Source organism: Puniceicoccus vermicola (assembly GCF_014230055.1).
Lineage (GTDB): Bacteria > Verrucomicrobiota > Verrucomicrobiia > Opitutales > Puniceicoccaceae > Puniceicoccus > Puniceicoccus vermicola.
Window position 1 is genome coordinate 1 of sequence record NZ_JACHVA010000007.1, and the last position, 9,503, is coordinate 9,503.

General features: G+C 52.8%; 12 protein-coding genes. 8 read left to right on the forward strand and 4 right to left on the reverse strand.

Features of this window, described 5'->3' with window-relative positions:
• The 7 genes from H5P30_RS00455 to H5P30_RS00485 form a co-directional block, all read left to right on the forward strand.
• Window positions 1-529: IS630 family transposase (locus tag H5P30_RS00455; protein ID WP_185690989.1), on the forward strand; the 529-nt coding region annotated here is incomplete at its 5' end.
• Window positions 530-811: 282 nt separating this feature from the next.
• Complete coding sequence (locus tag H5P30_RS00460; RefSeq protein ID WP_185691003.1) at window positions 812-1,414, forward strand: NAD-dependent epimerase/dehydratase family protein; 603 nt, start codon at window positions 812-814, stop codon at window positions 1,412-1,414.
• A gap of 22 nt (window positions 1,415-1,436) precedes the next feature.
• The gene (locus tag H5P30_RS00465) at window positions 1,437-1,793 is read left to right on the forward strand and encodes a Yip1 family protein (RefSeq protein ID WP_185691004.1); all 357 of its coding nucleotides are present in this window, start codon (window positions 1,437-1,439) and stop codon (window positions 1,791-1,793) included.
• 61 nt (window positions 1,794-1,854) lie between these two features.
• Window positions 1,855-2,577 carry a class I SAM-dependent methyltransferase gene (locus tag H5P30_RS00470; RefSeq protein ID WP_185691005.1) on the forward strand — a complete coding sequence of 241 codons (723 nt, stop codon included), beginning with the start codon at window positions 1,855-1,857 and terminating at the stop codon, window positions 2,575-2,577.
• Window positions 2,578-2,856: 279 nt separating this feature from the next.
• Window positions 2,857-3,576, forward strand: a complete 720-nt coding sequence (locus tag H5P30_RS00475; protein WP_185691006.1) for an NAD-dependent epimerase/dehydratase family protein — start codon at window positions 2,857-2,859, stop codon at window positions 3,574-3,576.
• Window positions 3,577-4,134: 558 nt separating this feature from the next.
• The gene (locus tag H5P30_RS00480) at window positions 4,135-4,659 is read left to right on the forward strand and encodes a YciE/YciF ferroxidase family protein (protein ID WP_185691007.1); all 525 of its coding nucleotides are present in this window, start codon (window positions 4,135-4,137) and stop codon (window positions 4,657-4,659) included.
• Between the two features lie 399 nt (window positions 4,660-5,058).
• Window positions 5,059-5,883, forward strand: coding sequence for a YihY/virulence factor BrkB family protein (locus H5P30_RS00485; protein ID WP_185691008.1), 825 nt, complete (start codon window positions 5,059-5,061; stop codon window positions 5,881-5,883).
• A 161-nt stretch (window positions 5,884-6,044) separates the two neighbouring features.
• Here H5P30_RS00485 and H5P30_RS00490 read toward each other — a convergent pair whose 3' ends face one another.
• A complete protein-coding gene (locus H5P30_RS00490; protein WP_185691009.1) occupies window positions 6,045-6,320 on the reverse strand; it encodes a DUF134 domain-containing protein in 276 nt (91 codons plus the stop codon).
• A 59-nt stretch (window positions 6,321-6,379) separates the two neighbouring features.
• Here H5P30_RS00490 and H5P30_RS00495 point away from each other — a divergent pair, with 59 nt between their 5' ends.
• The gene (locus tag H5P30_RS00495) at window positions 6,380-6,799 is read left to right on the forward strand and encodes a NifB/NifX family molybdenum-iron cluster-binding protein (RefSeq protein ID WP_185691010.1); all 420 of its coding nucleotides are present in this window, start codon (window positions 6,380-6,382) and stop codon (window positions 6,797-6,799) included.
• 61 nt (window positions 6,800-6,860) lie between these two features.
• Here H5P30_RS00495 and H5P30_RS00500 read toward each other — a convergent pair whose 3' ends face one another.
• The 3 genes from H5P30_RS00500 to H5P30_RS00510 all read right to left on the reverse strand — a co-directional run bounded on the left by H5P30_RS00500 (window position 6,861) and on the right by H5P30_RS00510 (window position 9,379).
• Window positions 6,861-7,529, reverse strand: a complete 669-nt coding sequence (locus H5P30_RS00500) for a DUF6807 family protein (RefSeq protein WP_185691011.1) — start codon at window positions 7,527-7,529, stop codon at window positions 6,861-6,863.
• Window positions 7,486-7,824, reverse strand: coding sequence for a DUF6807 family protein (locus tag H5P30_RS00505; protein ID WP_185691012.1), 339 nt, complete (start codon window positions 7,822-7,824; stop codon window positions 7,486-7,488). Before H5P30_RS00505 ends, H5P30_RS00500 begins: the two co-directional genes overlap by 44 nt.
• Window positions 7,825-8,284: 460 nt before the next feature.
• Complete coding sequence (locus H5P30_RS00510) at window positions 8,285-9,379, reverse strand: IS110 family RNA-guided transposase (protein WP_185691013.1); 1,095 nt, start codon at window positions 9,377-9,379, stop codon at window positions 8,285-8,287.
• Window positions 9,380-9,503: the final 124 nt, after the last annotated feature.

Consider the following 9,503-nt stretch of genomic DNA (forward strand, 5'->3'; position numbering starts at 1 on the left):
GTGGGGCGACGAAACGGCCATCAAGCCGGAATGCCATTTTCGAAGAAGCTTCTCGCCCAAAGGAGTCACTCCAGTCGTACGCCAATCGGCCAAACGTTTCCATTCGAGCCTCATCAGCGCCATCAACAACCAAGGAAAAATGCAGTGGATGCCGCTGAAGGAGGCGATCAACTCCGAGACCTTCCTGAAGTTCCTCCGGCAACTGGTTAAGTTCAGGAAGCGTAAGATCATCCTGATCGTCGATAACCTGCGGGTCCACCACAGCAAGCCCGTCAAGGAGTGGTTGGAGCAAAACACCCATCGCATCGAACTCGTATTCCTTCCAGCCTACAGCCCCGAGCTCAACCCGGACGAATACCTGAACAACTACTTGAAGCAGACCGTGACCGCAGAAGAAAGGCTCACCGACAAAGTCGAACTCGATGCAACCGTGAAGGTGAAAATGTTCCTGCTCGGGATCAGAAAACATCTCGTAAAATCCTTCTTCCGTCATCCTGCGGTCCAATATGCAGGCCTATCACCTATTTGATTAGCCGAGTAATAAGGTCGAACGGTTAAATTCCGAGGGAGAGTGGCTTGTGGTCATCGGGGCGAAATCGAAGATCAGCCGCTTTAGATCACCAAGGTCACTTGGCCTGATGATCCTAGAAATCAACCCGACGACAGAATCTTGCAGGCGGGTAGGGAAGTGTTTTACGATCTATATCTTCTGAAAGCCACAACTAGCCAAAGCGGGGATCCAGTCAGCTAACTCAATGTCTTTTGCGCTCCGTGCCAGTAGTGTGATCCTCTTCGACGACAAGCTAAGAATATGCTGGGTAGAAACATTGTAATCGTAGGGGGCTGTGGCTTGATCGGAAGGAAGCTGAAAAAGGAGTGGCCCGATGCGGTCTGGGTTGATCGGTTCCAAGGTGCCGATTTCGTATGCGATTTAGGCTGTCTCAATGGAAAAAATTCGGCTTTCCACTCGATCCTTCAGGTGGCAGAGGTTGTCATCCATCTAGCGACATCGGCGGATCCAGAGGAGCCGGAATCGATTCATTTTCAATTAGTTGTGGACACTGCGAAGTTGGTGGCCGCTTGCGATGCGGCAAATGTTCAGAAATTGATCATCGCGTCATCTGATTGGGCAGAACCGAAAGCTGCCCACTTGCGGATCAATTCCTACGGATATTCGAAACGGGTCATCGAGGCTATGGCCGAGATGTATTCCCACTGTGAAGGCCGTTTGGCCACAGCCATTCGTATTGGATGGGTTCCTGATGAATCTGTGGACATCGATGAAGCGCCAGACTGGTTGCTGGATAACTATTGGAGCGATGCGAAGCTGATCAAGGAGTTTTCGAGGGTTATCCGAAATGAACCTAACGACCGTTCGAAGGGTGATGGTGAAATATCGTCCCCGAGTGCCTGATTGAAGACCTTTGCAGAATCGAATGAATAAATTGATTACAGAATGGAAACTTGGCTGGGGCGTTTTTCTACGATTCCTTCTCCTTTACGTCGTCTTGGCTATTTTATCCCTCCTGCTTATTCCTGCCAACGCATTATGGCAGTATAGCGCTTCCTGGCCGTCTTGGAGCCGAGTTCCGGTCATCTTGATCGGTTCTGTTTTCGTTCTTTATGTATTTCCGATGATATTTTATTGGGCTGCGCGAATGACGGGATATCTTCAAGGATCCGACAAGGGCGAGTTTGCCAAAATGAAGAACATCGAAAGGGAGCGAAACGAGTTCGGAGAAAAAGACCCATGGGAAATGGACAATTCCACCGGGAGCGAACGAGAGGATTAGTCGATTTAAATTCCCTGCCTTGGGCTTGAGTCTAGCAGCTCACGGGAATACTTACTGCGAGATGGAGGGAGAAATTGGAAAACCGATCGCATTGGAAGCCTACGAACAACTTGCCGATTCCTACAGTGCTCAGGTTGAGGAGAAACCGCACAATGCCTACTATGATCGTCCGGCAGTTTTATCGTTGCTACCGGATTTGAAGGGGAAACGGCTACTCGAAGCGGGGTGCGGCCCAGGAATTTATCTAAAGGAGATGACTGCGCTCGGAGCCGAAATGCCGGTGGGGGTTGATGTAAGTCCGCGGATGTTGTCTCACGCGAAACGTCGTGTAGGCGAGAGGGCCCGATTGTATGAGGTCGATTTAAATCGGGGACTTTCATTGTTCGAGGATGAATCATTCGACATCGTGGTTAGTCCTTTGGTTCTGGATTATGTCTATGACTGGCGGATGATCTTCTCAGAATTCAATCGAGTGATGGCAGAGGGGGGAACTTTGATTTTCTCGGTAGAACATCCATCATCCGATTATCGGTTGCGTTCGGGGGAAAGCTATTTTTCGGTTGGGAGAACGGAGCTCGTTTGGAAAGGATTTGATAAACTAGTCTTGGTTCCTTCGTATCGGAGACCATTGCAGGAGATGCTTAACCCTCTCATTCAGGCTGGGTTTTTCCTGGAGAAGGTTCTCGAGCCGTTGCCCACCGAGGAGTTTCGGGAATCGAACAGAAAAGAGTTCGATCATTTGTCCACAAGCCCTGGATTTATCTGTTTCAAAGCGAGAAAATGAAATCGATCATCCTTTACGCACGCTGAATAGAAGAATGTTTCAATATCCAATTTTCGAGACAGCGCTCTGTATCATCACCGTTGCTCTTTTATTGTTTCTCGTTCGAGTTGTCCGGCAACGAGGTTGGGTTCGTGCTACGGGCACCTCTCAGCACTCGGCAGCAGCCAGATCAGGGCAACCTGAGAGCCTTCCCGTAAAATGGTAAAAATTAGCTGTATTGCGATCTATACTGGGGGGTTGTCTGCCCTCCAGGTTTTGTTTTAATCGAATGACTTGCATATGGTGATATCTTCCGAAAGACGTGTTTTTGTAGCTGGCTCCACTGGGGCGATTGGGCAGGTCCTTTGCCGCCTATTGATCGAAGATGGATGGCTCGTCGTGGGAACGACGCGCTCAAAGGAAAAAGCAGAACATCTGCGAACTCTGGGCGTCGATCCGGTCGTCGTGGATGTTTATGATCGAGAAGCTCTGATGAGTGCGGTCGATGCCGCCAAACCGAATGTGGTGGTTCATCAGTTGACGGATTTGCCCAAAGATTTTACGCCCGAAGCCATGACTGTGGCCCGCCCGCGTAATGCGCGGATACGTGAGGTGGGGACGGATAACCTCGTCGCCGCCGCTGTGGCTGCCGGTGCGAAGCGTTTTGTGGCTCAGAGCATAGCTTTCGCCTATGCTTCGGGCCAACCACCGTTCTCGGAAGAGTCGCCCTTGGATGCTTCGACCTATTCCTCGGTCATCCATCTCGAGAAACGAGTCTTGGAGTCGGATCTTGAGGGGGTTGTTTTGCGGTATGGCAAACTCTATGGCCCCAATACGTGGACTCTAGACCCGCCAGAGGAGATCCCACTGCACGTGGAGGCGGCTGCCGATGCGGCCCGGCGTGCGATGACGCTTGGCCTTGGGGTATACAATCTCGTTGAGGATGAGACTACGGTGACCAACTCGAAGGCAAAACGTGAGCTGGAATGGAAACCTGAATTTCGGATGCCGGTCTCCTAGGTCGGTTGTCGGTTGTCGGTTTTCTGTGATCGGTGGTCGGTGGTCGGTGGTCGGTGGTCAGTGGACGGTCGTCGGTGGACGGTTTTCGATGGGTCGGTATTCTGGGAAAAGGGGAAGAGCCAGCTTCGCTGGCGACCGCTGATGTTCGCTTATAATCGCTTATGGGGAGAGTAGGACTGATGAGTGATCGGTCGTATGGATCTGGGATTGGGATTTCGCTATCTTATTAGCGGATATTAGCGAAGATAAGCGGTCTCCGGCTTTGCCGGATTCTCTTCCTCTCCGAGATTGAGGTTTTTATTTCAGGTTTCAGGTTTCTCCATTTTATCCTTCTCTCCCATAGTTGGAACGGTGAGGCAGCGCGGCGACTGAAGTCGCCGGTCCCAGTGGGGATGCCGGGTGTCGGCGTGCATATTTCAAAGTCGATCGTTCAATATGCCCGACTGGGGATGCGGGGGACTCTTGTTGGAAATGTCGGTTATTTTCTAAGTGTCAGAAGATCAGTGACTAGCGGGGATCGGGTTGAGGTTGGCACAGTAACTGCGGCGACATGATTTGATGAAACATACATTCAAAGAACTCTACCTCGCACAACTTCAGGACCTTTACAGTGCGGAAACTCAACTCATCGACGCTTTGCCCAAACTGGCATGGAGAGCCCGCGATGAGGATTTAAAGAAATCTTTTGGCGAGCATTTGGAAGAAACCAAGGAACATGTCGCCCGGCTCGAGAAAATTTTTGAAGGGCATTCCGGCGCTAAGCCTGGTGGTCACGATTGTGAAGCCATGAAGGGATTGCTCAGGGAAGGCGAAGAAGCCTTGCAGGAAGAAGGCAAGGATGTGGACGGCAAGAGCGGCATCATGGATGCGCACCTCATTGCGAGCGCCTATCGTGTCGAGCACTACGAAATCGCCGCTTACAAGATTGCGATTTCCATGGCCAGGGCTCTGGACGAGAAAGCCGACGCGAACCTTCTGTCCGACACTCTGAAGGATGAAAAGGAAGCGGCGAATCTTCTTGAGAAGATGGTGGACGGAACGGTGTTCACCAGCGGACTCCACGAAGAGATCGCAAACGGATAATTTCAGTTGGTTTCGGTCGGAGTGGAGATTTGCATTCCGAATGAAGCAAACGCGAAGACGAGTCGTGATCTTGCTGAGTTCACGGCGCGGTTTGACGAACAATAGCGCCCGTCTTCCCATGAGTATTGATGAAAATCAGTCATGGGAAAGGCGGGTTGCTTTTTTTTTGCAATTCGCAGAGCTCTCGGAGTCGCCCTCCGGACTTCGAGGCTGACAGCCTCAAGCCTCGCGATAGACCTTCGTCTAGCTGACGGATTGACGCCAATGGTTTCCTCGTTTCTATCCCGGTTTTCCTTGCTGCTCAGATCCGGATACAATCATTCGAGGCCGATAAGGACGGGAAAAAATTTGTATCCAGCTTGAAATCTGAGAAGGAGAATGCTGTTTACTCACTCAGAAATGATTGAATACATCAAAGATATCGCTCGCGGAGTTTGGAAAGGGGCGATGGATGATCACCTTACGATCGTTGCCGCTGGGGTCACTTATTACCTGATCCTCGGGATCTTTCCGGCCATGGCGGCTTTGATTTTGATTTATGGGCTCTTCTTTGAGCCTTCGCAGATTCAGGAACAGTTCAACCAGATGAGTGGTCTCCTGCCGGACAGTTTGCAAGAGGGCATTCTCTCGCAGATGAAGGATATCTCGAAAAAGAGCGGACAAGCGGGACTGGGAGGAATTCTGAGTATTCTTCTGGCGGTCTGGAGTGGCTCGAAAGCCTCAAGGGCATTTATCCAAGCTCTCAACATCACCTATAATGAGGAGGAAACCCGTGGATTCTTTCGAGTGATGAGTAATGGGGTGATCCTGACATTTTCAGGGCTGGTTACGGGGACGGTCGCCTTGGCCTTAATTGCGATTCTTCCCGTCGTCCTGAGTTTTTTGCACCTTCAGAAAGAATCTTTCTGGATCATTGAGATCATTCGATGGACTCTGCTGGTCTTTCTCTTCATGACGATTCTGGCGGTCTATTACCGTTTTGCACCTGATCGCAAACCGCCCGAGTGGAGATGGGTCACTCCGGGTGCGGTCGCGGCTACCGTTTTGTGGATCATCGCGAGTAATGTCTTCTCGTGGTATGTGGGGAATTTCGGGAATTTCAATGAGACCTACGGGGCTTTTGGAGTCGCGATCATCTTCCTCTTTTGGCTCTATTTCTCCTCGTTCTTCATCCTGTTGGGGGCTGAGCTGAATATCGCGATTGAGAAAAAGTTGCGTCACTAGTTTGTCGGTAGTCGGTGGACGGTGGACGGTAGTCGGTGGACGGTGGACGGTGGACGGTGAAATCGAAGATAAGCGGTTTCCGGCTGTGCCGGATTCTTTTCTTCTCCGAGATCGAGGTTATTGTTTCAAGTTTCAGGTTTCCGACTTCTCGATTTCATCATTCATTTCCGCTGGATGGCTAGGGCGTGGCCGTGGAGGAGGGCGTCAGCGACTTTGGCGCGGGCTCGTTCGAGGATACGGCCTAGGGTCGCCCGGGAGACGCCCATGCGCTGACCCGCTTGGGAATGGTGGAGTCCTTCGTGGTCGACCAGGCGGAGGGCTTCGAGTTCATCGGCCTGGAGCTCGATGGTCGATAGACCCGCGGCTGGGATGCCCTGGGGTTTGAAAAGGCGAACCTCCGGATGGAACTCAACAAATCTGCATTTACTCGGGCGCATGGGAACTTGACCTGAAACTGTAATGAGCATATGCTCATTAGCGACAACAAAATAATGCGATGAACACAGAGTTTCAGGAGGAGGGGAAAGAGCATTGCGGCTCTTTGGTGCGGGTTGGTTTCCCGTTGGAGAACGGGGGCGATGGATCCCGTATCAGTTCTGATTTTGGCACGGCCGCAATCATTCTCCTCGTGGACTGCGAGTCGGGTGAAGAGGCGATGATTGGCAATGAATCTCCGCATTGTGGAGAGGGTCACTGTGGACCGACAGACGTTTTTGTCAGCTTCGGTCTGGATGCGGTGGTCTGTCGAGGACTTGGACGCGCGGCGCTGCAGCGACTGGAAAATTCAGAAATTCAGGTGTTCTACACGGAGGAGGAATCCGTAGAGAAGGCATTGAAGAAGTTTCGTCACGGGAACTTGGCCCCGTTCGACAAAGAGTTCATTGTCGAAAGCTGCGGTTGCGGAGATTCTCCGTGAAGAATGAGTCGTGATTGAGCCGGACATTTCCCGCTTGGGAAGTTCCGGTAAAGCGGTCCGATTAGGCGGAAGGGGTCTGCTCCGGAAATATACAATTTTCGACGAGCTTTTGAGCGCTCTCGAGGTCTTGGATTCCGTTGGCGATGATGAAGTCGTAGCGCAGGTCGAGAGTCTCTTCCGGATTAAGAATGACGGCACTTTCTCCGACAAAGGGCAGGGCGATGCAGGGCATGTCGGGGCGGTAGAACCAGTGGGTTGGGAAGTGGGGGTTTCTCGGGTTGTCGCAGCAAATCAAGGTCGTTTCGGAGTCAGAGTTGTCGTGAGAGCCGACTGAGGCCATCCAGGGTGCCGGCTTCCCGTGGATCTTTTCGAGGCCTCGATTGCCGTCGGCGAGAAACGAGCCCACCGGTTCCCATTCACCTTTGCCGAGGAATTCGCGGTGCAGGCGGAAAAAGAGCCCGGTATAGTGGGAGCCTTGCAATCCTTCCTCGGATTCAAAGGTGCCGAGGCGAAGAGTCTTGCCGCTCACGTTTTGAATTTGAAAACGAAGATGGAGTCGCCAGCAGTTGGCGTTGGGAAAGACTCTGGCATCGATGGAGCGTTGCTCCCGAAAGGTGGGTTCGCTGTGTTCGTTCTTCCATTCCAGGGACTCATGAAGGACTGCGCCGGTTTCGTCGGAAGTCACTTCAGTCCAGTCGAGGTGATTCTGTGTGCCGAAGTTTCCCCGCATGCGGTAGCCGTCTTCCTTCCGGTAAGTATTGCCCCCCCCAGAAGTTGGTCCCGTTGACAAGGGTCATGGTCATCGAAAGGGCGTGGTGCCATGGGTGGTCGTTGGGGCGATAGTTCGTGATGACGTTTCCGCGAAGGTTGCGGATCGGATGGAAGTAGGGCTTGGGGGATTCTTCGTTGGGAGCCTCCGACCGGGCGACGTAGTGAAAGAGAGGCAGATCTCCCCAAAGAAACTCGACGGAGTCGTCGGGGTGGAATTTTAGGGAGGCGCGGGTGTGGGAGGTTGAGGATGACATGGGAATTGGATAGGTTTTGCGGATTGCGTGAGCTGCCTCGAGCAAAGTTCGAGGCTACGTAGCATCGGCGCTTCGCCGATGAATGGAGAAGTCGTGAAGGTTCGGCGATTTTAGAGGAAGTTCCCCGGCGGTTGCGGTCATCGAGCAAGGCTCGATGCTTCTATGGTGATTTATGGGTCAAGTCATAATCGCGATAATGTTATGTTTATTTTGAGCGATTGATCTTAGTGGTTTCCGCATTTGAGTATCCGGGGCTATGTAGCCCTCGGGACCAACTTCTATCCGTGCCGGTCTAGCCGGTCACCTGATGCCAAATACGCCTGATCGCAGGCTTGAATATGCGGTTTCATGATGACGCCAATCTACAAGAACGAGTGGGATTTACCATCTCCAGCATCGAAACGGGCCATCAATCCACCAAAGTCAGATAAAGCTCAGATAGTTTGATTGGTAAAAGTTCTCAGGCAGTCTCTTTGAGGAGAGCCCCAGCGGGGAGTTCGTCTTTTTCCAAGTACTTCCACAGAGCCACCAGTAGCTTGCGCGCCAGAGCGACGATGCCGATTCTTCGGCTGCGTTTTCCCCTGGCGAAGTTGTTGTCGAACCATTTGGCCAGATCCGACTGGGGTTGGTTCCTCAGCCACGACCAGGCCAGCTCGATCATCAGGGCCCGGACCTTGGCATTGCCGGCTTTACTGATGCCTTGTTCGTTCTTGCTGTCGCCGCTGTCGTAGGGGGAGCCATCCAGACCGGCGCAGGCGCCGACTTGCCGGACGTTGCGGAACTCTCGCCAGCTGAAGAACTCCTCGCTTAAGGTCATGGCGCTGATGACGCCAACGGCCTTGAGCCGGGTGAGCTTGTGGGCCTGTCGCTCGGCCTTTGTTTGGGGCTTTGCGATTCGGGCAGTCCGCGCACGTTCCAGAGCCTTGAGTTGGGTGCGGGCAAACTCCACGCGTTCGTATTCGCGGGCGATCTCGCTGCGTATATGTTCCGGGAGGGGGCGGTTGTCCCAACCGAGCAGCGAATCGAGCCGTGTATCGAGCTTGCTAAGTGAATCGAGGCGAAGTCCATGCAAAACAAGCAGGCTTTTGATCCGGGCTGTGCCCGCACCGATCTCCTTCTTCAGTCGCTTGATCTCTCGCTCGCGCCGACGCAGGTCTTCCTGCTCCACGCTCGGCACGCGCACGACAGACCAGAGCGTATGCTCACCGCCGTGGTAGCGAATCAGCTGACGCAGCAAGGCCTTGGCGTCCAGGCGGTCAGTCTTGGCTCGGCGTTTGCGGCGGTTCACCTCAATGCTGGCGGGATCAACGATGACGTTGTTGATCCCCAACCCCTCCAGCCAGCGGTGGATCCAGAAACCGTCCCGGCCCGCTTCGTAGACACTGAAAACCTCAATGTCTTCGCCTAGCTGCCACTTGTCCCGAGTCGCCTTCAGGGCCGATTGAAAGGCCAACTGATCACGAGCCTCGATCGTGATCAGCCGTATCTTCTCTCCCGTCGAGAAGGCCAGCTTCCATTTAGTATTGCTCAGTTCCAGCGCCATGTATAACTTCATTTTTTGAATCTTTCTTTCAGGTTCATTTTTTCAGGTCCGGGTCCTCTTAACCCGGGCCTGTTTAGTATCCGAAAGAAGAGGCCCCAAGAAAAGCAGATCCCTCGGATCCGCTCATAGCATCTAC

Coding starts and splice junctions, on each gene's coding strand:
- H5P30_RS00505 (WP_185691012.1), bottom strand. CDS start 7,824: ATGTCATCCTCAACCTCCCACACCCGCGCCTCCCTAAAATTCCACCCC.
- H5P30_RS00465 (WP_185691004.1), top strand. CDS start 1,437: ATGAATAAATTGATTACAGAATGGAAACTTGGCTGGGGCGTTTTTCTA.
- H5P30_RS00480 (WP_185691007.1), top strand. CDS start 4,135: ATGAAACATACATTCAAAGAACTCTACCTCGCACAACTTCAGGACCTT.
- H5P30_RS00500 (WP_185691011.1), bottom strand. CDS start 7,529: ATGCGGGGAAACTTCGGCACACAGAATCACCTCGACTGGACTGAAGTG.
- H5P30_RS00460 (WP_185691003.1), top strand. CDS start 812: ATGCTGGGTAGAAACATTGTAATCGTAGGGGGCTGTGGCTTGATCGGA.
- H5P30_RS00470 (WP_185691005.1), top strand. CDS start 1,855: ATGGAGGGAGAAATTGGAAAACCGATCGCATTGGAAGCCTACGAACAA.
- H5P30_RS00485 (WP_185691008.1), top strand. CDS start 5,059: ATGATTGAATACATCAAAGATATCGCTCGCGGAGTTTGGAAAGGGGCG.
- H5P30_RS00490 (WP_185691009.1), bottom strand. CDS start 6,320: ATGCGCCCGAGTAAATGCAGATTTGTTGAGTTCCATCCGGAGGTTCGC.
- H5P30_RS00510 (WP_185691013.1), bottom strand. CDS start 9,379: ATGAAGTTATACATGGCGCTGGAACTGAGCAATACTAAATGGAAGCTG.
- H5P30_RS00475 (WP_185691006.1), top strand. CDS start 2,857: ATGGTGATATCTTCCGAAAGACGTGTTTTTGTAGCTGGCTCCACTGGG.
- H5P30_RS00495 (WP_185691010.1), top strand. CDS start 6,380: ATGAACACAGAGTTTCAGGAGGAGGGGAAAGAGCATTGCGGCTCTTTG.